Here is a 22430-nt window from a genome sequence, read left to right on the forward strand (position 1 = left end):
TCCCTCGTACCTTTGGCAAACCTGGTTTGAGGATTGCCAAAGGTAAGTTAATTTAACTTCCAATTCTTCACGTGATACAATTCCGATTTCTTCGTTCCCGTCTCCGTGAATTTTGCTTGATTTATCGTAATGTCTTTCGCTTCAATCACTCGATATCCTTGTACACTCTCAATATCCAAATTAGTTAATTGGATATGGTGAATAGGCATTTCGGGTAAGCCACGAATTAATAAGCCAGTCTCGGCCCCTTTGGCTACTACATTTTCCACATAAATATTTTTGAATTGAGGAGTTCCTTCATTTACAGGTAGTAATTCGATTTTGGGTGTTTCACCTCCATTTCCGAAGGTTGCCACAGGGTCTTTTCCTTGGTAATACATGTCGAAAAGGATTGCCTCTCCCGCAATATTTTTCATCGAAATATCTCGAATGTAGACGTTTTCTACCACGCCACCCCGACCGCGTGCGGTTTTGAACCGAAGTCCTACGTCTGTTCCTAAGAACTGGCAATTGCTGACGAATAAGTCATGTACGCCTCCCGACATCTCACTTCCAACGACAACACCCCCATGTCCATGGAACACAACACAGTTTTCTATTAAAATATGCGCACTTGGTCTGCCGCGTTTACGGCCTTCCGCATCTTTACCTGATTTGATACAAATCCCATCGTCTCCTACATCGAAACGCGAATTGCGCACCGACACATATTCACAGGATTCGATATCGATGCCATCTCCATTTTGGGCATACCAAGGATTTTTTACCGTAATATTCTCCACGGTCAAATGCTTGCATAGCAATGGATGTACATTCCAAGCAGGGGAGTTTTGGAAGGTAACGCCCTCCAATAGTACCTGCTCACATTCACGTAAACTAATCATATTCGGACGAACAAATTCCTTGATTTCCTCCGTATTCGCTTCTGTAAATCCAGCTGCCACAACGCCTGGTTGGTCCATGGTCGAGGCCTTCAACGCACCTGCCGTGGGATACCAAGTTTCTTTTTTGCCATCCAAAACACCCCCAGAGCGCACTAATTTGTCCCATTCGCCGGGAGTTAATTTCCCTTTCTTCACAGGACGCCAAGCTTCTCCAGCCCCATCGATAATGCCGAAACCCGTAATGGCAATATTGTGTGCTCTTAATGCCGAAATAGGGGATTGTGCGCGGATCGCATCTACGCCTTCCCAGTTAGTTCTAACCAGTGGATAGTCTTTCGGATTGCTGCTGAATTGCAAAACAGCTCCTTGTGCTACATGTAAATTGACATTCGACAGGATTGTAATGGGGCCACTAATCCAGAATCCCGCGGGGATCAAGACAACGCCTCCTCCTTGTTGGTTCGCCACTTGAATCGCTTGTTGGATCGCTCCAGTATTTAATGTAGCTACGGAACTTTTAGCACCATATTGAACAATGTTGAAGGTATCCTTTTTGAATGCGGTTCCCGCAACATTGGGTAGCTCGAAGGCGTATTTTTGTGTGTATGCTGATTTCTTTAAGAAACTTTTTAAATGCTCGGTGGAATTATTGAGCGCATCTGCCACCAAATTTGCCACACGCGTTGCCCCATAAGGAGAGAAGTGCGTGTCGTCCGCAACGCCTTTCATGAATTTCTTGAAAATGCCAATCGGATAATGTAGGAAAAGTTTTTTGGCTCCTTCCGGGCCTTCTTGTTGGATGATTGCTTTGCTTGCCTTTTCGACATCAATCAACATCACCTTTTCCTGTGTAGCTACTTCTCTGACTACGGAAGGGTAGTCGGCATGCTGATCCACAAATACCTCTGTCGAATCAAATTTACGTCGCTGGGTGGGTGTTAATAATATAGGTGTGGCACCCGCTGCTCGAGTCTCCTTTACATAGCGAATCAAATTCGCCCGAAATTCCGTTTGGGCAGGTGCAAATCGGGAGGTATCGCTCGCTTTGGCATCGTTATGGCCAAATTGAATAAACACATAGTCGTCTTTTTTCAATTGAGCTTGAACCTTTGCCCAGCGACCTTCGCGACGGAAACTTTTCGTACTTCTCCCGTTGTAGGCGTGATTTTGCACTTCAACCGCTTCGTTAAATAGCTTGGCAAAGGGCATACCCCAACCGGTTTCCGGGAAATCTGCGGGGATTTTGTCGGCCATCGTAGAATCCCCGATTAAAAATACGCGGAGGGGTTCGGTGGCTGAGAAGCTGAAAAGTAAAAAAGTGCTGATGATCAGCGCAAAACGAAGTTTCATAAGGTCATAATTTGACCTTAAAAGCGTTTATTCTGTCAGATTTACTGTATAGACTAACGATTAATCGCCACTGAACTCAAAATGGTCTGGATAATTTGCAAACTCGTAATGTTATCCGCCTCTGCCTCATAGGTTAAAATGATCCGATGATTCAACACATCTGGCGTCATTTCCTTAATATCCTCGGGCAATACATAATCGCGTCCTGCCAAATAAGCCATTACCTTGGCTGCTAAATTGAGATGAATACTTGCGCGAGGCGATGCTCCAAATTGAATGTAATCTGCCTCTTTCGTCAACCCGTAATCAGCTGGATTTCGTGTCGCAAAAATCAATTCGATAATGTAACGCTCCAAGGTTTCCGAAATGGTAATTTCATTGATTTCCTTACGTATCGCTTGAATATCTTTTAAACTCAAGATGGATTTTGGCTCATATTTGAAGTCCATGTTGGACATCTTGCGCATCACTTCCAACTCCTGCTCTTTGTCCAAATAATTCAAGAAGACCTTCATCATGAAGCGATCCACTTGCGCCTCTGGCAAAGGGAATGTTCCTTCTTGCTCCACCGGATTTTGGGTCGCTAAAACTAAAAAGGGTTTGTCTAAGGGATATGTCGTTTCGCCAATGGTCACCTGCTTCTCCGCCATCGCCTCAAGCAAGGCTGATTGCACCTTTGCGGGCGCACGGTTAATCTCATCAGCTAAAATAATTTGCGCGAAAATAGGCCCTTTTTTAACTTCAAATTCGTTTTTCAACGGATTGTAAATCATCGTTCCAACAAGGTCGGAAGGAAGTAAATCCGGCGTAAACTGAATGCGTTGGAAATGTAAATCCAAGATTTTGGCAAGCGTATTGATGGTTAAGGTCTTCGCAAGGCCTGGAACCCCTTCCAAGAGGACGTGCCCGCCGGTGAATAGGCCAACGAGTAATCGGTTGATCAGGCGTTCTTGCCCCACAACCACTTTGCCCATTTCATCAATGACTGCTTGAATCTTTTCTCTCGAATTCATATTACCATTTTTTAAAAATCACGATGACCGCGAGGATGATTAATCCAAAGCCGACGAAGTGATTCCAAGCTAATTTTTCGGACTTGACTACGAAAATAAGAAAAAGTGTGAACACTATCAGGGATAATGCCTCTTGAATCGTTTTCAGTTCGAAGAAAGTGAACGGTCCGCCGTTCGCTTTAAATCCTAATTTGTTGGCAGGAACTTGCAATACATATTCAAAGAATGCAAGCCCCCAACTAAACAAAATGATACTCCAGATTCCTGCATGTTTTAGCCAGGAAGTCTCTTTCCATTGTAAATGACCATACCAGGCAATCGTCATAAATAAATTAGATAATGCCAAGAGTATGATTGTAATCAATCCTCTCATCTACTGCAATTTCTTATAACGAATACGTTTCGGTGCCGCGTCGCCTAAGCGTTTCTTGCGTGCCTCCTCATATTCAGAATAATTTCCTTCAAAGTAGGTTACCTGCGAATCGCCTTCAAATGCCAAAATATGCGTAGCAATACGATCCAAGAACCATCTGTCGTGGGAGATGACTACCGCACAACCTGCAAAGTTCTCAAGTCCTTCCTCCAATGCACGAAGCGTGTTCACGTCCAAATCATTGGTTGGCTCATCCAGCAATAACACATTCGCACCTTCCTTCAGCATCATCGCTAAGTGAACACGGTTACGTTCTCCACCCGATAGATTACCTATTTTCTTTTCTTGATCTGCCCCATTGAAATTGAATTTACTCACATAAGCGCGTGCATTCGACTGCTTCCCACCTAACATGATCCAATCGTTTCCTTCGGCAATCGTTTCGTAAACAGATTTCTCTGCGATGAGTTGATTGTGTTCTTGATCGACATAGGCCAATTTCACCGTTTCACCCACCTCAAAGCTTCCAGAATCCGGTTGTAATTGACCCGTAATTAATTTGAACATCGTCGTCTTTCCAGCACCGTTGGGCCCAATGATACCCACGATACCTGCAGGAGGCAATGTAAAACTTACATTTTCATACAATAATTTGTCGCCAAAAGATTTGGAAACGCCTTGTACTTCAATGACTTTATTGCCTAAACGAGGGCCCGCAGGAATGAATAATTCCAATTTGTCCTCTTTCTGGCGATTTTCTTCAGATAATAATTTCTCATAAGCACCAATACGCGCTTTGGATTTTGCTTGACGGGCTTTAGGTGCCATGCGTACCCATTCCAACTCGCGTTGCAAGGTCTTTTGGCGACGCGATTCCGTCTTCTCTTCTTGCGCTAAGCGATTCTGTTTTTGCTCTAACCAGGATGAGTAGTTTCCTTTCCATGGAATCCCCTCGCCACGATCTAATTCTAAAATCCAACCAGCAACGTTATCCAAGAAATAACGATCGTGGGTTACAGCAATGACCGTTCCTTTGTATTGACGTAAATGTTCTTCTAACCAATCGACCGATTCGGCATCCAAGTGGTTGGTAGGCTCATCCAATAATAACACATCCGGTTCTTGCAACAACAAGCGGCAAAGCGCCACACGGCGTTTTTCACCCCCTGAAAGTGTGCTGACAAGTGCATCCGAATCTGGACAACGCAGTGCGTCCATGGCTTTTTCCAAACGTGTATCTAATTCCCATGCATTGCAATGGTCAAGTTTTTCTTGAACCTCGCCCTGACGCGCCAATAATTTATCGAAATCGGCATCTGGATCTGCAAAGGCCTCATTGATTTCATCGAACTCTTTTAAGAGGTTTTTGATTTCAACGACAGCTTCTTCTACAACCTCTAATACGGTTTTGTTTGGATCTAATTGAGGCTCTTGTTCAAGCAAACCTACGCTGTAACCTGGAGACCATACAACATCCCCCGTGAAGGATTTATCTAAACCTGCAATGATGCGAAGTAAGGTTGATTTACCGGAGCCATTTAGACCTAAAACGCCTATTTTGGCGCCGTAGAAAAAGGAAAGGTATATGTTTTTAATAATCGTTTTCTGTGGTGGGATGACTTTGGAAACCCGTTCCATCGAAAAGATAATCGTCTCGTTACTCATGTTATTTGCTTAAAATTTTAAAAGAACCTGCAAAGAATGTGAAATTTGTGTAAAAAATTGAATTTCAGCGACGGAATTCTTCATTTATTCATAAATTTTTAGATAATTTGTGTCAGGATTTTAATTGAATAAATCCAGATGTTAAGCCCTTGAGTTAGCGCGTTTGCTCGAAGCTCTTTATTTAAACCCTCATATGAACCACCTCGTTAAAAATGAGTACGGATTTTGCCAAGATGGCAAAGTGTACATCAATGCCTATTTAAACTTCCCACAGCGCGAAATCGGATTTGTTCGGAATACAGAACAAGAAGCCCTTGACTACTTTGTCAATCGCTTTGAATTAGCCAAAACCAAGGTTATTCAATTAGCTTCCGAAATCAACGATGTTCAAAACAAAGGATCTTATTTAACCAAAGTTGTTCAAATGAAGGCCTATTTGGCAGAATTTGATGGCCTTGGCGATTTTCAGCCTTTGTTCACCCAATTGGATTCTTTAGAAGTCTTTTTGAAGGATTTAATTCAAAATAATCAAATCAAAAATCTGGAAATTAAACGTGCGCTCATCGAGGACGCAAAGCTTATCGCAGGTCAAGAAGATGTTTTGCAGGCGACGGAGGATTTGATGGAATTGAAAGCGAAGTGGGTTAAAACAGGCCCGGTCGATAAAAAATATCAAGATAGCCTAAGTGAGAATTTTCAAGAGGTCATGGATCATTTCTTCTTGCGCCGCCGCGCTTATTTTGAAGAAAAAAATCGTCAAATCGATGAGAAAATCCTGACGCTTCAAGGCTATATTGATTCCGTTCACCAATTGCGTAAAGCGGAAGATTTGGATGATTCAATCATCAAAGTAAAAGAATTGCAAAAAGAATGGAAGAATGTCATCGGTTTGCCCCCTAAGAAACAATCCATGCTATGGAAAAATTTCAAGAAAGCGAATGACATGTTCTTCGAGAAATATAACCGCGTCAAAGGCATCGAATACAAGCCGCGCGTGGATCCGCGCATTCAAGAATTGACCACCATGACGGGTGAGTTGGAGTTGAAATTACATGACCAACCGAATATGACCGCCACTGCGGATCTAGCCAAAGCCTACCTCGTGAAATGGAAGGAAATTACCGCGCAGATTAAGTCGGTCGACCGACAAATGGCCGAGCGTTTCCGAAATGTATGTGATAAGATTTTCGAAATGAACTATTTGTTGCGTGTGATTTCGTATCGCCATCCTGCTTTAAACGAAAAGCCCCGCATCGAGCAATTGAAGATTATGATCAATCAAATGGATTACATGACGAAGAAGGAGCGAGGTGAGTTGGAGGATTTTATCGCCCAAGCAGAAAATGATCGTCAAATGGAAGAAAAGCCCATCATCAGCAAAATCAATACGCAAAAGCGTAAGATTAGCATGAAGGAATTGCTTTTGACTGGATTCAAAACTGAACTTGACGCCTTGCTAAACGCCTAAAAGATCCATTTCTATTCCCAAAGCCGGAAGATCTAATCCATCAAATGTGCCTGATGACATCATCAATAGATTTGCATTTGACCAGGTTTGAGCTAATAGCGCCTGTTTCAGTGTATCAGCGTCTCGAATGACCTTCAGGTTGGGATGCTTGAAGTAGGTTTGTATAACAGATTCTTCGATGCGGTCCATGCGTTTGATTTCGCGCGCATGTTCGCTTAGATAAACAATCGCATCATCCGCTAAATTCAAGGTTCCCTCATATTCGGGTAAAAAGGCAGGGTTTAGGCTACTGAATGTGTGAAGCTCTAAACATGCGACTAGTTTCCGATTTGGGAATTGATTTTTCAATGCCTGCGTGGTTGCATTGACCTTGGAAGGCGCGTGTGCAAAGTCTTTATACAACAAACTCGATTCCGAGGATGCTACGAGTTCCAAACGCTTGGCAGCGCCTTTGAATGTGGCGATTGCCTCATAAAACGCGGTAGGTGATAACCCGATTTGCTCACAGATCAAGCGTGCCCCATTTAAATTTTTCAAAGTATGTTCTCCAAAAACTTGAATCGGATACGCTTTCCCATCTTCGCCTTTTAAGATCGTCTGCCCGTCTTTGATACTGGCAGGATGTGCTTCATACCCTGTTTTTTCACAATGTTCAGGACAATCTGCCGCTAAATCGTTTAAGACCGAATCCGTTTGGTCGAAGAATAAGCTACCCGCTTTAGGTAATCCTGCAAGCAACGTTTTAAACGAGTCTGTATAGGATTCAAAGGTCGGATAGACATTGATGTGATCCCAAGCAATGCCTGAAATCAAACAGATATGGGGCTGGTAAAGTAAAAATTTGGCCCTGCGATCAATCGGCGAAGCCAAGTATTCATCGCCTTCAATGATGATGATGGGAGCATCAGAAAGTGAAGCCATTAAATCGAATCCTTCGATACGGGCACCCACTAAATAATCAAATTTTCGACCTAAGGTTTTCAACACATGTAGGACCATCGAGGTAATACTCGTTTTTCCATGACTTCCCGCAATGACGATACGTTGTTTGTTGATGCTTTGCTTATATAAAAAGGATGGATAGGATTCAACTGGAATACCTAATTCCTGTGCTTTTAGTAATTCAGGGTTATCTGGTCGGGCATGCATGCCTACGATAACCGCTTCCAAATCAGATGTTATTTTTTCCGGGAACCAACCAAATTCCTCAGGGAGAATGCCGTGTTGGGCTAATAAACTTTTGGAAGGCTCATAAATCTCATCGTCGGAGCCACTGATTTCGTAGCCTTTTGATTTCAATGCTAATGCTAAATTGTGCATGGCAGCGCCGCCGATTGCGATAAAATGTATTTTGGGCATAATAACTTAATCTGTATTTCGTTTGCAAAGTACATACTTTTATTGCAGTTTTGCACGTTTTTCCACAAACTCAAGTACGCTTGAGTACAATTCATCTGACTGAATGAAAAATTACGTCGATCTAATTGATCAAACCATTGAATTCCCCACGCGTGAATTCAATATCAATGAGAATAATGAGTTGTTATTTAACAACGTACCCTTGATGGAAATCATCAAACAATATGGTACGCCGTTAAAAGTTTCCTATTTGCCAAAAATCTCCGAGCACATCGAAAATGCCAAAGTGCTATTTCGTAATGCGATCAAGAAATACAATTACAAGGGTAATTATACCTATTGTTATTGCACAAAATCTTCTCACTTTTCATTCATTTTGGAAGAGGTATTGAAGCAACATGTGCACTTGGAAACGTCTAGCGCGTTTGATATCCCCATTATCCGGGATATGTACAACCAAGGAAAAATCACGAAATCGACGTATATTCTTTGCAATGGTTACAAGCAGCCTTTGTATACGCAATACATTTCGGAATTGATCAACGACGGATTCAATTGCATTCCGGTGTTGGACAATTTAAAAGAAATTGATTTTTATGAGAAGTCGGTGACGGCTGAGAAAGCGAATCTTGCGATTCGTATCGCAACAGATGAGGAGCCCGATTTCGCATTTTATACCTCTCGTTTAGGTGTTCGTTATTCGGATGTGATTTCCTTGTACGAGGAGAAAATCAAGCCGAATCCGAAGTTTAAATTGAAGATGTTACACTTCTTCATTAATACGGGTATCAAAGATTCTGCTTATTACTGGTCGGAATTAAGTCGCTTTATTTACAAATATTGTGAATTAAAGAAGGTGTGTCCCGAATTGGATTCTATTGATTTAGGAGGTGGTTTGCCGATTCAAACTTCGCTTCAGTTTAATTACGATTATCAAGCGATGGTCGATGAAATTGTGGAATCGATTTCATGGATTTGCAATAAAAACAATGTGCCGGTTCCAAATATCTTTACGGAGTTTGGGTCGTATACCGTAGGGGAGAGTGGTGCGGTTTTGTACGAGATTATTGACCAAAAATTGCAGAATGATAAAGAGTTGTGGTATATGATTGATGGTTCATTCATTACCCAATTGCCAGATTCATGGGGCATGAACCAAAAATACATTATGTTGCCGGTCAACAACTGGAGTTCACCTTATCAGAAGGTCAACTTAGGTGGTTTGACCTGTGACTCGATGGATTTCTACAATACGGAAGCGCATAGCTCCGATTTATACTTGCCTATTTTCGAGGAAGATCAAGAACGCCAATATGTAGGATTTTTCCACACGGGTGCTTACCAAGAATCTTTAGGTGGATATGGGGGAATTCAACACTGTTTGATTCCTGCTCCGAAACATGTGATTGTTGACCGACTTGAAGATGGAACCATTACCACACGCTTATTTCAAGAGGAGCAAGCGAGCGGTTCGATGTTGCATATTTTAGGATATAATAATCCTGCCGTTAATAATGTCGTTGTCGGTGCCGCGGATGAGGTATCCAAGGGAAATACAAAGAAATTAGCTTCCGTTTAATTCAGAAAAACATGAAAAAAATTATCGCATTAGGTGTTTTGGCAGGAATGATTTTGAGCTCATGCTCGCAACAAGCCAATTGCCCAGCTTATGGTACGACACGTGCGGATGCTCCTAAGGTAAAAAGAGCTTAGTCTTCCGCCCAGTCGAAACTTTTTGTAACGGCTTTTTTCCATTGCTTCCGTAGCTGATCTCTGCTTTCGGCAGGCATGCTTGGCTTCCAGGTATGGGCAATCGCCCAGTTTTTCCGTAAGTCATCCAAGTTTTCCCAATAGCCCACGGCTAGTCCGGCTGCATACGCAGCTCCCAAGGCAGTCGTCTCGATGATTTTCGGGCAAATAACTTCTTCTCCCAATATATCGGATTGAAATTGCATCAATAACTGATTTACCACCATTCCTCCGTCTACACGCAAGGATGAGATGGCAATACCCGCATCTTTTTCCATCGCTTCTAACACCTCCCAAGTTTGGAATGCAGTTGCTTCTAGCGCTGCTCGTGCGATATGTGACTTATTGATGTAACGGGTTAATCCTACGAGTACTCCGCGCGCATCAGATTTCCAATAGGGTGCATAAAGACCTGAAAATGCAGGAACAAAATAGCAGCCGCCATTATCATCGACTAGTTTGGCTAGCTTCTCAATATCCGGGCTGTTTTTAATGATACCTAAATTATCCCGCAACCATTGTACGAGTGCGCCCGTAATCGCAACAGATCCTTCCAATGCATAATGCACCGGTTCGTTTCCTAATTGATAGGCTACAGTTGTTAATAAACCATGTTGGGATGGAACGGGTTTTAAGCCGGTATTCATCAGCAAGAAACATCCTGTGCCATAGGTATTCTTGCCCTGACCTGGGTTGAAGCAAGTTTGGCCAACCAATGCGGCCTGTTGGTCCCCTAAAATACCTGCCAAAGGCACGCCACCTAAAACCCCTTTTGCATGGCCATAGACCATAGAACTTGATTTAATTTCAGGAAGCATTTTTTTAGGGATATTTAGCACTTGAAGGATTTCATCATCCCATTGGCACGTTGCCAAATCCATCAATTGCGTTCTACTCGCATTGGTTACATCCGTGATGTGAATTCCCCCTTGCGTTCCGCCTGTTAAGTTCCAAGCTATGAAGGTATCCATGTTACCAAAAAGGGAATCGCCTTTTTCGGCGTCTTCGCGGAGGCCTTCGATGTTATTGAGTAACCAACGTAATTTTAATCCACTGAAATAAGTCGCTAATGGCAATCCTGTTTTCGCACGAAAACGATCCATGCCGCCATCTTTTGCGAGTTCGGCTAACTCATTTCCGACACGCGTGTCTTGCCAGACCAAGGCATTGTAATAGGCTTTTCCGGTATGTTTATTCCAAGCAACTGTCGTTTCCCGTTGATTGGTAATTCCCACGGCAGCAATATCCTTCGCAGAAAGATTTGCTTTTCCTAAGGCCAGGCCAATCACCTCTTGTGTGTTTTTCCAAATTTCAGAGGGATCATGCTCGACCCAACCGGCTTGTGGATAAATTTGTTTGTGTTCTTTTTGGCCTACGGAAATTATCTCGCCGCCTTTGTTGAAAATGATAAAACGAGAACTCGTAGTTCCTTGGTCAATCGAACCGATATACATGTGCATATTAATTTAACGTCAATAAATAGGCGCCTAATACAGCACCAGCAGCAGGACCTAAGACAGGAATCCACGCATAAGACCAATCCGAGTCCCCTTTGTGTTTAATGGGTAAAATGGCGTGCATGATGCGCGGGCCCAAATCACGTGCCGGATTAATTGCGTATCCTGTCGTTCCGCCTAATCCTAGGCCAACAACCCAGACTAAGATTCCGACCATAAATGGCCCTAATCCCGTTTCGATTGTGCTAAATGTGCCGAGTGCAAGGACAGCCAAGGCAGATGCAAAGGCTTCTGAAATAAAATTGAATGGGGTATTTCGAATAGCAGGATCTGTACAGAATGAAGCCTTAATGGCACCTGCATCCTCTGTGATGTCGTAATGCGGTTTATAGTGTAACCAAACCAACAATTGTCCCAGCATCGCACCTAGTAATTGTGCCCCGATGAAGGTGGGAAATAAACTCCAATCCCCTGATTTTACACAGCCTGCTATCGTAACGATTGGATTTAAATGAGCTCCTGAACTTCCGAAATAAGTGGAAACAAAGATGGCTACGGTTACAGCAAATGCCCATGCAGCCGCAATGGCTAACAATCCGGTTCCGTTTCCTTTGGTATTTTTTAAAAGTACATTGGCGACAACGCCATTTCCGAGGTATAATAGGGTAGCTGTTCCGGCTAACTCGCCGATAAAAATGGAGCTCATAGGTTTAGATATTCTTGTTGGTTTATCAAAACTATAAAATCTTCGCAATAAAAAAATTATCTTTGAGTTCAATTTTGAATCAACAGAGTCCTATGCGGGAAGATTATTTAACAGGGGATGCGGAAGCATTGAATCCACAAGAACGTGAGTTTGACAAGGCTTTACGTCCGTTGAGTTTTTTCGATTTTACCGGCCAAGGAAAAATCGTTGATAACCTTAAAATTTTCGTAGGTGCTGCCAAAGCCCGCGAAGAAGCATTGGATCACGTATTGTTGCATGGCCCTCCTGGCCTAGGGAAGACTACGCTTTCGCATATTATTGCCAATGAGTTAGGCTCTACCTTGAAAATCACGTCGGGGCCCGTTTTGGATAAGCCTTCAGATTTAGCGGGTTTATTGACAAATCTGCAACCCTTTGATGTGTTATTTATTGATGAAATTCATCGCTTGAATCCGATTGTGGAAGAGTATTTGTACTCGGCCATGGAGGATTATAAGATTGATATTATGTTGGATTCCGGCCCCAATGCTCGTTCTATCCAAATTAGTTTAAATCCCTTTACGCTAATTGGCGCAACGACACGTGCCGGTCTTTTAACTTCGCCCTTGCGTGCTCGTTTCGGGATTAATGCCCGTTTAGAATATTACGATGCTAAATTATTAACAGGTATTGTCAAACGTTCTGCCCAAATATTAAAAATGCCCATCGAAGAATCGGGTGCATTTGAAATTGCTCGTAGGAGCCGTGGAACGCCTCGTATTGCCAATAATTTATTACGTCGGACGCGCGATTTTGCCCAAGTTAAAGGTAACGGAGAAATCGATGTGCGCATCGCACAAATCGCCTTGGACGCCTTGGATGTGGATCAAAATGGTTTGGATGAAATGGATAATCGAATTTTGATGACGATTATCGAGAAGTTCAAAGGTGGTCCAGTCGGTTTAACAACGATTGCCACAGCATGTGGGGAGGAGGCAGAAACCATTGAGGAGGTTTATGAACCGTTCTTGATTCAAGAGGGATTTTTGAAGCGAACATCTCGTGGTCGGGAAGCTACTGAAAAAGCCTATCGACACGTGGGCATTGAACCGAAAGCCCAAACCGGATCTTTATTTTAATGCGTTATTTTATCTTATTTTTATTGTTGGCCTCAACCTGTTTTGGCCAAAAAGTTCAGTCTTTCGACGTCATTGTCTATGGTGCAAATCCATCCGGGCTAATGACTGCCTATGCGGCAAAAGCAGCTGGTAAGAAGACCTTAGTTATCGATGCCGCTGTTGCGTGGCCGTATGCACAGCAGGGCTTTGGCCTAAAGTTTGAATTGAATCCTGCCCAGATTCAAGGATTAACGCGCGAATTCTTTCGAAAAGTTGGGGGCAAATTGGGCAAATTTCAAGCATATGAATTTGAAGCCTCGATGGGTTATGAGGTATTGCAAAGCTATTTAGCGGACTCAAAAGTAATCGTTTGGCCCTCGCATCAAGTCATTTCAAGTTTGGTGGAAGGAAATGAGGTAAAACAATTGACGCTGCAATCGGAGGAAGGGGTAAAATTGGTGAAAGCGAAATCGTATATTGATTGCTCGTACACGGGCGATATGTTACTGAAAACAGGTTATCAACCAACCAAAGAATTGGAGGAAGATGGCATGGGCGGGTCGACGAGTCGTTTGGTTTATGGGGAGCCTACATGGTCCAACGTGCAAGCGCCCGTGTTAATCTCTGGAAAAGGATCTGATGTGGCTAATATGCTGATGGGGCAAACTGCTGCTATCAAAGCTTTGGAATCCATGGCGCGCGACATCCCCGTGGCGAAAGTGACGCAAGAAGAAATTGACCGATATTATAAATACAATCCTTGGATGGATGGTTCGCGTCCCGACTTAATTGTGGATGATGCGGAGGCGGCTAATATGGAGATCATTGGGCATTGGAATAAGATCAAGAATCAGCCAGGTACTTTTGGTCCTACTTTTTTACAAACAAATCCCTTGGATGATTTAGGGTCTCGTATACGATTTACATCAAAAAATCCGTTGAAAGGAGATTACCAACTCTATTATTATATTCCCGCTTTGCGAGGAGGGACAACTGTCATTAATTTGGAAGTGTATGTGTCCAAAGTCCGCCATGTGGCGACTTTACGATTGGCTCCAAACACTTCGGAAACCTGGGTTCCCGTGGGGACCTATCATTTTGAAGATAATACAACGGGAGACGTATTGGTGTCTCAACGAGGTGCGAATGGCCTGCTCGTTGCGGATGCGGTTTTATGGTTACCCAAAAATAAATAAGTATGAAAAAGTATTTGATTTTACTCATGGGAATGCTGGTGAATTCGGCCGCTTGGTCACAATTAAATTATCCGAAAACGCGTCAAGTGGATCATGCGGATACCTACCACGGTGTAAGCGTGGCAGATCCCTTCCGCTGGTTGGAAGATGAAAATAGCGCCGAAACAAAGGAATGGGTGAAGGCTCAGAACAAGGTTAGTTTTGGCTATTTAGAAACGTTGCCCATGCGTGAAACGTTCAAGAAACGCATCGAGCAATTGAGTGATTACGAGAAAATTTCGGCACCGTTCAAACGTGGTGATTGGTTCTATTTCTATAAGAATTCAGGCCTGCAAAATCAATCCGTTTTGTATCGCCAAAAAGGCTTAACAGGTACTCCCGAGGAGGTCTTGGATCCCAATAAATTATCAACGGATGCGACAACGCGTTTGACCGTTTTTAGTTTAAGTAAGAACGGACGCTATGCTTGTATCGGATTGAGCAAAGGGGGTAGTGACTGGCAAATTTTTGGTGTTCGGGACATGGAAACGGGTCAAGATTTGCCGGATCAATTGAATTGGGTGAAAGTAAGTGGTGTCGCCTGGAAAGGGGATGGCTTTTATTATTCGCGTTATCCTGCACCCGCGGAAGGCAAGGAATTAAGTACCAAAAATGAAAACCATCAAGTTTGGTTTCATCAGGTGGGTAGCTCGCAAAGTCAAGACCGTTTGGTTTATGAGGACAAAAGAAATCCACAGCGTTTTCATACGATGAGTACGTCGGATGACGAGACATTGGCTTATTTGACGATTAGCGATCGCGGCAAAGGTTTAGATGGTAATGCGCTTTGGTTTATTCGCACAGATGTAGTAGGCGATGTTTTCCGCCCGATTGTTCGCGAACCGGGTGCCTTTCATTATTCGGTTGTGGATAATGAAGGAGATCGTCTGATTTTGGAAACGAATGATGGAGCACCCAATGGTAAATTGGTGGAATTGTCTTTAGCGAAGCCAGAGAAGGTGAAATGGAAACCTTTGGTTGCGGAACGAGCAGAGCCTTTGCAGGCGGTTACAAGTGCGGGTCACCGACTATATTTGACCTATCTAAAAGATGTAACGTCACGTACCCTGATTTATAATTACAACGGTGTGGGCATTGGAACAGTGAAATTACCTGGTTTAGGTAATGTGAGCGGTTTTCATGGGGAGAAGGAGGATAAGTGTAGTTTCTTCACCTATTCATCTTTCAATTTCCCTCCGACGGTTTATAAATATGAAATTGCTCAAAACACGAGCAAAATATTTCAAAAACCTAAATTAGCCTTTAAGCCTGAAGATTTTCAAGTCATTCAAAAGTTCTATACGAGCAAGGATGGAACACGTGTTCCGATGTTCATTGTGAGCAAAAAAGGCATGGTATTGAATGGGAAAAACCCAACGATTTTACACGGTTATGGCGGGTTTAACATTAGTTCTACGCCCACTTTCACAGCAAGTTTAATGGCTTGGTTGGAGAAAGGTGGCGTTTACGTATTGGCAAATTTGCGTGGTGGTAGTGAATATGGTGAGAAATGGCATCAAGCTGGAATGAAGCTTAACAAGCAAAATGTCTTTGATGATTTTATTTATGCGGCGAAGTATTTAATCAAACAAAAATATACTTCTGCGTCTTATTTGGCGGCATCTGGTCGGTCTAATGGAGGATTATTGGTTGGTGCGGTCATCAATCAGCATCCTGAGTTATTCGGAGTTGCATTGCCAGGCGTAGGGGTAATGGATATGTTGCGCTTCCAAAAATTTACGATTGGTTGGAATTGGATTGCCGATTACGGCTCGAGTGACAACGCGGAAGAATTCAAAGTTTTATATAGCTATTCACCACTGCACAACATTCAAGCGAAGTCGTATCCTGCGACCTTGATTACCACAGCAGATCATGATGACCGTGTGGTTCCTGCGCATTCGTTTAAATATGCTGCGACTTTACAAGCGAAGAATACAAGTAAGAATCCGATGCTTATTCGCATTGATACGAATAGTGGGCATGGTTCGAGTAATACGGCGAAGTTGATTGAATTAACCGCCGATATGTATGCATTTGCTTGGGCAAATATGGGGAAATAAAAAAGGTCCCAAACAATTGCTTGGGACCTTTCAATCTTCCCTCGGATATTTCCGAGGGAATGATATAACTAATCAACCTTAACTCTTCGTACAGCACCGTCATTTCCTTGCGTTACACGTAAGAAATATACGCCAGCACCGGTTTTCTTTAAGTCAATTTGACCTAAATAATCCCCTTGAAAATCTTTCACTTGGTCAGATGCAATTTCTTTGCCATTCACATCCAGGATCGAGATGTTCACATTCCCTTTTTCAGGTGCGTTAAACTTTACGCTAATTTTTCCGTTGAACGGTTTGTTTGGCGTTGCTTTTAAGCCATGAATGGTTTTTGAACCTTCCGCGAATACATCTTGGTGGATATTTCGGAACATTTTCATGTGATTGCCTGGGCCATCTAATTCCATATTGAATTCATGTGGTCCTTGGATATCTTCTGAAATAATGTTGCCGTCTTTGTCTCCTTTACGGATGATCATGACACGCTTTTCTTGGCCTGGCTTGTGATTCCCTTCTTTATGTTCAATGATAACTTCATTGCCATGATGCGGCATCATCATTCCCTTTTCTTCTCGTTTGTTGACATCCATGCGGATGATTTTCTTTACATCTCCTGATATCTTAATGTCTAGGTCGAGGGAATCTGTGAATTTTTTCAATTCACCTTCTGCCTTACTGATATCTGAAAAATGACGTTCAATGACCTTTTGTTTGCCATTTTCCTCTACCACAATTTTGATGGTAGCTTCTTTTTTATCTTGAGCCCAAGCTGTTGAACTCGCGAATGCCAAAGCGGCTGAAAGAATCAAATATTTCATATGTTTGTTTTTTTAATGCGGAGCAAACTTACGAAAAGGCTTGGAATCATGTTTGTTAAGAAGTGTTAATAGCTCTTTTATCCTCCCCGCATTTTGATAAATTTGTTCTTTCGATTGTAACGAAGGTATGACCCAGAAGAAAATTAGGTTGATTATTGGCTTTATGACCCTTGCTTTAGTGGGGCTTATCGCTTTTCAGGCCTATTGGCTCGGTTTCATGCTGGAGACTAAAAAGGAACAATTTGCTTCGGATGTACAAGATGGATTAGCTCAGGTTGTTCGAAAACTCGAAAAGCAAGAATTGGTGATGTTGGCACAAAGACAGAAGACCTATGAAACCCAACAAAAAAAGCTAAAAGAATTATCGGCCAAATTAGCCTCGGAGAAAAATCCTGAGTTTATTCCCCCTCCACCTGCAGAAAACAAAATTGCAGAATCGTTCATCGGACCAGACCCTTCTCATCGAAATGAATTAGGAGCAATCCACAATGAAGTCAGATCGGATATCATGTTTGTTCGCAAATCATTTATGCTGCCCAATGGACAGATTGCTGAAATAACGGAAGAATATCAGGTGAATGTAGATCCGGAACAAGATATTCAACGCAGGTTGCAAGAAGACCAACAGTTATCGGATATGTTGAGCGGAGTGCCTGCCAAAAATAAAAGCATCAATATTCGTAAGCAGCGGATCGCGCGCGCGAAAAAATCCCTGCGGAGGCGGGAGGGATTATCCAAAAAGAATCGCCGTGCTATCGGAAAAGCTATTAACCAAGTTGCGAAAACGGAAGTCGACAAGGTCATTCAAAAGACGGCCATGGCGAAAGAAGTTTTTTCGGATTTTTTGTTTAAAGAAAGGCCGATTGCCCAACGCGTGGAACCACATTACATCGATAGCCTACTGCGGCAAGAATTAACGGCTAAAAATATTCATTTGGCTTATTCCTTTGGTATCGCACCTCAAGCGCCGAAGCAGGCAAAGGATTGGATTTTTGCCTCACAGGCCAACATTAAAAAACATGCTCCACAGTTTATGGCATCATTGTATCCGAATGATTTACATGCCTCTGGCCAGTTTTTGCATGTGTATTTTCCGGATTCCTTGGGTTTTATTTGGCAGACCATGGGAGTGAATCTATTGGGTTCGGCCATTTTGCTTTTGATTATGATTGGCTGTTTTTATATCGCCATGATGACCATTCTCAAGCAAAAGAAATTGGCTGAAATCAAAAATGATTTTATCAATAACATGACGCATGAATTCAAGACGCCTATATCGACGATTTCATTGGCGACGCAATTGATTCAGGAAGATTCGAGCGTGCTGGAAAATGGAACGGTTCAGCGGTATCTTGGAATTATCAAGGATGAAAATGTACGTTTAGGCCAGCAGGTTGAACGCGTTCTTCAGACCGCTCAAATGGAACGCGAAGAGATTGTACTCAAGAAGAAAAATGTGGATGTGAACGCGCTGATTCAGCAGGTTATTGAAATGAACCAACCGATGTTGATGGCTAAAAATGGGTCAATTCATACGTCGTATACCACGGAGACCGCGAACCTGTTGATCGATGAAGTACACATGAGCAATGTGATGAATAATTTAATTGACAACGCGGTTAAGTATAGTGCAGATGCACCTCAGATTACCATTACCACAGCTATAGATGAATCGGGATTTCACATTCAGGTGGCAGATCAGGGAATCGGGATGCAAAAAGAAGTGTTAACTCAAGTTTTTGAACCCTTTTACCGGGTGCCTACGGGGAATGTCCATAATGTTAAGGGCTTTGGGCTGGGCTTGAGTTATGTGAAGAAAATTGTAGAAGCGCATGGTGGAAACGTTCATGTAAAAAGCCAATTAGGCAAAGGAAGTACATTTGAAATGACGATACCTTATGGCAACTAATCCAAGTATTTTATTGGCGGAGGATGATCCTAATTTAGGTTTATTGCTTGCGGAATTTTTGAAGAAAAAAGGGTACGAAGTCGCTTGGGCGCATGATGGGGATCAAGCACTTGACCTATTTGTGAAAGGCCATTTTGACCTCTGTGTTTTTGACGTCATGATGCCTAAGAAGGATGGGTTCTCCTTAGCCAAAGACATTCGCGCAACACATTTAGACGTGCCGATCATTTTTTTAACTGCAAAGTCGATGGAGGAAGATACCCTACAAGGCTTTAAAGTAGGGGCTGATGATTACCTGACGAAACCATTTTCGATGGATGTTCTTGTCGCTCGCATGGAGGCCGTATTGCGTCGCACGCATTCAGATAAATCTTTGCCTGCTTTGGCAGATGAAATTGCCTTAGGAGATTTCCTATATTATCCCGCGAAGTTGCGATTGGTTTTCCAAGGGAACGAACAAAAGTTTACCCCAAAGGAAAACGAGCTCATGAAGTTGTTGTGTGAAAACCTAGGCCGACCGGTTAGTCGATCTTATGCCTTGAAATTAATATGGGGAGATGACACCTACTTTAACGCGCGCAGCATGGATGTCTACATGACGAAATTACGCAAGCTTTTAAAAGAAGACCCTCGCGTACAATTAATGAATTTGCACGGCGAGGGTTTTCGATTGAGTGTAGACTAGTTGATATGTGTATAGCCTGTATATGGCACTAATACCGCTGGAATCTTAATTCCATCCGGTCCTTGATTATTCTCTAAAATTGCTGCTACGATACGTGGCAATGCTAATGCTGAACCGTTTAGGGTATGGCACAAGATTGATTTTCCATCTATTTTCGTGCGTAATTTTAAGCGATTTGCCTGGTAGGTTTCAAAGTTGGAAACGGAACTCACTTCTAACCAGCGACCTTGTGCCGCCGACCAAACTTCCATGTCATAGGTCAAAGCAGATGTAAAGCCCATATCACCTCCACATAGACGTAATACGCGATACGGTAGTTCTAATTTCTGCAAGATGCTTTGAACGTGTAAGGACATTTCCTCTAAGGCCGCGTATGAATTTTCCGGCTTTTGAATTTGCACAATTTCGATTTTATCGAATTGATGCAAGCGGTTTAAGCCACGAACGTGCGCACCCCATGAACCTGCTTCCCGACGGAAACATGGCGTATGGCCTACGTTTTTGATTGGTAACTCTTTCTCATTAACAATCACGTCACGGTATAAATTCGTAATGGGCACCTCAGCTGTTGGGATTAAATACAATCCTTCTGCTTGTGTGACATACATTTGGCCTTCTTTGTCCGGCAATTGTCCCGTACCAAATCCAGAATCTTCATTGATTAAGATAGGAGGCTGAATCTCATAGTAACCCGCCTTGATGGCTTCATCTAAGAAGAAGTTGATCAACGCACGTTGTAAACGAGCACCTTTTCCTTTATATACCGGAAAACCTGCACCTGTAATTTTATTGCCTAAATCAAAGTCGATGATGTCATAATCCTTGATTAAATCCCAATGTGGTTTCGCGGATTCAGTTAACGTAGGAATTGTTCCCCAGTTTAATACGACTTCATTATCTTCAGCCACTTTTCCTTCCGGAACAGAACTGTGTGGTAAGTTTGGAAGTGTGACTAATAGGTCGGTTAATTCTTTTTCTGCGACACGCGCAGCTTCTTCCATAACCTTGATATCACCTTTAAGTGCTGCCGTCTCGGCGCGTTTGCCCTCTGCTAACTCTTTCTGGCCTGATTGCATCAATGCGCCAATTTCCTTCGCAGCGGCATTTGATTTTTCCAAGGCTTGTTCAGCTTGTTGGAGCAAGGATTTCCGCTTGTCATCCATTGCGATGAGTTGGCCTACGATATCAGCGGGATTTGCCACATGTTTTTTCGTTAAACCGGCAATCGTAAGTTCCGTGTTTGTCCGGATAAATGGAATCGTTAACATGGCGTTTATTTAGAAAAGTCCTTCGTTTAATGCGTTTAAGGCATCATTTTTATGTTTGGCGTCGACCAAAAGGGAGATGTTGTGTTCGGATGCTCCGTAAGAAATCATGCGAATCGGGATGTTTTTGATGGCATCCAATACTTTGATGGCAATTCCTTCTTTATCCGCCCAGAAATTACCCACAATGCAGATAATGACTTGGTCCTTATCGGGATCTTCTAATTCTGCAAACTCACGCAATTCGCGCATGATGGCATCTAGGTTGGCCGTTTGATCGATGGTTACCGAAACCGAAACTTCGGATGTGGTAATCATGTCCACGGGTGTTTTGTATTTTTCGAAAATCTCAAATACACGCTTCAAGAAACCATAGGCATTCAACATACGCGTTGAATGAATGTAGATGGCTGTAATGTTGTCTTTGGCAGCGATGGCTTTGATTTCTACGTCGGTCGACTTTTCTGAAATCAAGGTGCCAAAAGCACTCGGTTCCATCGTATTTTTCAAACGCACGGGAACGCCTTTGATCTTCGCGGGAGTAATCGTGCTTGGGTGCAAGATTTTTGCCCCGAAGTAGGCTAGCTCTGCCGCTTCTGCGAATGACAATTCCCGAATAGGGAAGGTGTTTTTCACGATGCGTGGATCGTTGTTATGCATGCCGTCGATGTCCGTCCAGATCTGAATTTCTTCTGCTTGCACTGCACCACCGATTAAAGATGCTGTATAGTCCGAACCACCACGCTTCAAATTATCCACTTCGCCTGCCGGGTTGCGGCAAATGAAACCTTGTGTAATGAATATTTGCTTGTCTTTAACGGGCGCTAGGGTTGCCGCTAATTTGGTTGAGATTTCCGACATGATAGGCTCATTGTCGGCATCGATCACCATAAAGTCTAAGGCAGGTAACAAGGCAGAATTAACCCCTTCTTCCTGTAGATAGGCTTCGAAAATTTGGGTAGAAAGTAATTCGCCCAAAGCGACCATTTCCTTTTCCTGTTTAACGGTATAGGGAAGTGTTGCAATTAAACCATCGATGAACGTGAATTCTTTCTCAACAATTGCTTGACCTTTCGCTAAGCCTGCTGGCGTTTGATAAAGTTCCGTTAAAAACGTATCGTAATGTGCGCGCAAATCAGATGCTTTGGCTTTGGCCTCCGTTTGATTTTGTGCGATTAACGACTCTGATATCGATAACAATGCATTCGTGCTACCTGATAATGCTGATAAAACAACGATTTTAGGTTTCCCGTCCTCAGTAATGAGTTGACGAATCGATTGCATTCTTTCTGGTTTTCCTACGGATGTACCGCCAAATTTCCAAACTTGCATAATTG

18 protein-coding genes are annotated in these 22430 nt (G+C 42.9%); 8 read left to right on the forward strand and 10 right to left on the reverse strand.

What is annotated here, in order from left to right; genetic code table 11:
• Positions 1 to 47 precede the first annotated feature (47 nt).
• Genes PQG45_RS00080 through ettA form a run of 4 tightly spaced genes read right to left on the reverse strand, consistent with a single transcriptional unit; the run spans position 48 to position 5285 of the window.
• Positions 48 to 2234, reverse strand: coding sequence for a glycosyl hydrolase family 28 protein (locus PQG45_RS00080; protein ID WP_315577418.1), 2187 nt, complete (start codon positions 2232 to 2234; stop codon positions 48 to 50).
• 53 nt (positions 2235 to 2287) lie between these two features.
• On the reverse strand, positions 2288 to 3247 hold the full coding sequence (locus PQG45_RS00085) for an AAA family ATPase (RefSeq protein WP_315577417.1): 960 nt from the start codon (positions 3245 to 3247) through the stop codon (positions 2288 to 2290).
• 1 nt (position 3248) lies between these two features.
• Positions 3249 to 3620 (reverse strand): DMT family protein, encoded by a 372-nt coding sequence (locus PQG45_RS00090; RefSeq protein ID WP_315577416.1) that lies wholly within the window; start codon positions 3618 to 3620, stop codon positions 3249 to 3251.
• Positions 3621 to 5285, reverse strand: coding sequence for an energy-dependent translational throttle protein EttA (gene ettA / locus PQG45_RS00095; RefSeq protein ID WP_315577415.1), 1665 nt, complete (start codon positions 5283 to 5285; stop codon positions 3621 to 3623).
• Between the two features lie 193 nt (positions 5286 to 5478).
• On the opposite strand from ettA, the gene PQG45_RS00100 reads away from it, so the two are divergent.
• A complete protein-coding gene (locus PQG45_RS00100) occupies positions 5479 to 6753 on the forward strand; it encodes a DUF349 domain-containing protein (protein WP_315577414.1) in 1275 nt (424 codons plus the stop codon).
• On the opposite strand, the gene PQG45_RS00105 is transcribed toward PQG45_RS00100, so the two are convergent.
• Positions 6742 to 8112 carry a UDP-N-acetylmuramate--L-alanine ligase gene (locus PQG45_RS00105; RefSeq protein ID WP_315577413.1) on the reverse strand — a complete coding sequence of 457 codons (1371 nt, stop codon included), beginning with the start codon at positions 8110 to 8112 and terminating at the stop codon, positions 6742 to 6744. The two genes, PQG45_RS00100 and PQG45_RS00105, sit on opposite strands and share 12 nt — an antisense overlap.
• A 103-nt stretch (positions 8113 to 8215) precedes the next feature.
• On the opposite strand from PQG45_RS00105, the gene PQG45_RS00110 reads away from it, so the two are divergent.
• Positions 8216 to 9691 (forward strand): arginine decarboxylase, encoded by a 1476-nt coding sequence (locus tag PQG45_RS00110; protein WP_315577412.1) that lies wholly within the window; start codon positions 8216 to 8218, stop codon positions 9689 to 9691.
• 11 nt (positions 9692 to 9702) lie between these two features.
• On the forward strand, positions 9703 to 9825 hold the full coding sequence (locus PQG45_RS00115) for a hypothetical protein (protein ID WP_315577411.1): 123 nt from the start codon (positions 9703 to 9705) through the stop codon (positions 9823 to 9825).
• Here the strand turns inward: PQG45_RS00115 and glpK are convergent.
• On the reverse strand, positions 9822 to 11321 hold the full coding sequence (gene glpK, locus PQG45_RS00120; protein WP_316070035.1) for a glycerol kinase GlpK: 1500 nt from the start codon (positions 11319 to 11321) through the stop codon (positions 9822 to 9824). The two genes, PQG45_RS00115 and glpK, sit on opposite strands and share 4 nt — an antisense overlap.
• 1 nt (position 11322) lies before the next feature.
• Positions 11323 to 12024, reverse strand: a complete 702-nt coding sequence (locus PQG45_RS00125) for an MIP/aquaporin family protein (RefSeq protein ID WP_315577409.1) — start codon at positions 12022 to 12024, stop codon at positions 11323 to 11325.
• Positions 12025 to 12116: 92 nt separating this feature from the next.
• Here PQG45_RS00125 and ruvB point away from each other — a divergent pair, with 92 nt between their 5' ends.
• From ruvB to PQG45_RS00140, 3 genes are read left to right on the forward strand one after another with little or no spacing between them, the layout of a single operon-like run.
• Positions 12117 to 13142, forward strand: a complete 1026-nt coding sequence (ruvB, locus tag PQG45_RS00130) for a Holliday junction branch migration DNA helicase RuvB (RefSeq protein ID WP_315577408.1) — start codon at positions 12117 to 12119, stop codon at positions 13140 to 13142.
• Positions 13142 to 14317, forward strand: a complete 1176-nt coding sequence (locus PQG45_RS00135) for an FAD-dependent oxidoreductase (protein WP_316070036.1) — start codon at positions 13142 to 13144, stop codon at positions 14315 to 14317. Before ruvB ends, PQG45_RS00135 begins: the two co-directional genes overlap by 1 nt.
• A gap of 2 nt (positions 14318 to 14319) precedes the next feature.
• On the forward strand, positions 14320 to 16419 hold the full coding sequence (locus tag PQG45_RS00140) for a prolyl oligopeptidase family serine peptidase (RefSeq protein WP_316070037.1): 2100 nt from the start codon (positions 14320 to 14322) through the stop codon (positions 16417 to 16419).
• 68 nt (positions 16420 to 16487) lie between these two features.
• On the opposite strand, the gene PQG45_RS00145 is transcribed toward PQG45_RS00140, so the two are convergent.
• Complete coding sequence (locus PQG45_RS00145) at positions 16488 to 17234, reverse strand: T9SS type A sorting domain-containing protein (protein ID WP_316070038.1); 747 nt, start codon at positions 17232 to 17234, stop codon at positions 16488 to 16490.
• Between the two features lie 163 nt (positions 17235 to 17397).
• Here PQG45_RS00145 and PQG45_RS00150 point away from each other — a divergent pair, with 163 nt between their 5' ends.
• Positions 17398 to 19143, forward strand: coding sequence for a sensor histidine kinase (locus tag PQG45_RS00150; RefSeq protein WP_316070039.1), 1746 nt, complete (start codon positions 17398 to 17400; stop codon positions 19141 to 19143).
• Positions 19133 to 19828 carry a response regulator transcription factor gene (locus PQG45_RS00155; protein WP_316070040.1) on the forward strand — a complete coding sequence of 232 codons (696 nt, stop codon included), beginning with the start codon at positions 19133 to 19135 and terminating at the stop codon, positions 19826 to 19828. Before PQG45_RS00150 ends, PQG45_RS00155 begins: the two co-directional genes overlap by 11 nt.
• Here PQG45_RS00155 and serS read toward each other — a convergent pair.
• Together serS and PQG45_RS00165 are read right to left on the reverse strand one after the other, a co-directional pair.
• On the reverse strand, positions 19825 to 21096 hold the full coding sequence (gene serS / locus PQG45_RS00160; protein ID WP_316070041.1) for a serine--tRNA ligase: 1272 nt from the start codon (positions 21094 to 21096) through the stop codon (positions 19825 to 19827). The genes PQG45_RS00155 and serS overlap by 4 nt on opposite strands.
• A 9-nt stretch (positions 21097 to 21105) precedes the next feature.
• Entirely contained in the window at positions 21106 to 22425 is a 1320-nt protein-coding gene (locus PQG45_RS00165; RefSeq protein ID WP_315577401.1) for an aspartate kinase, read from the reverse strand.
• Between the last annotated feature and the right edge of the window lie 5 nt (positions 22426 to 22430).

It is taken from the genome of Aquirufa regiilacus (assembly GCF_032470275.1).
Lineage (GTDB): Bacteria > Bacteroidota > Bacteroidia > Cytophagales > Spirosomataceae > Aquirufa > Aquirufa regiilacus.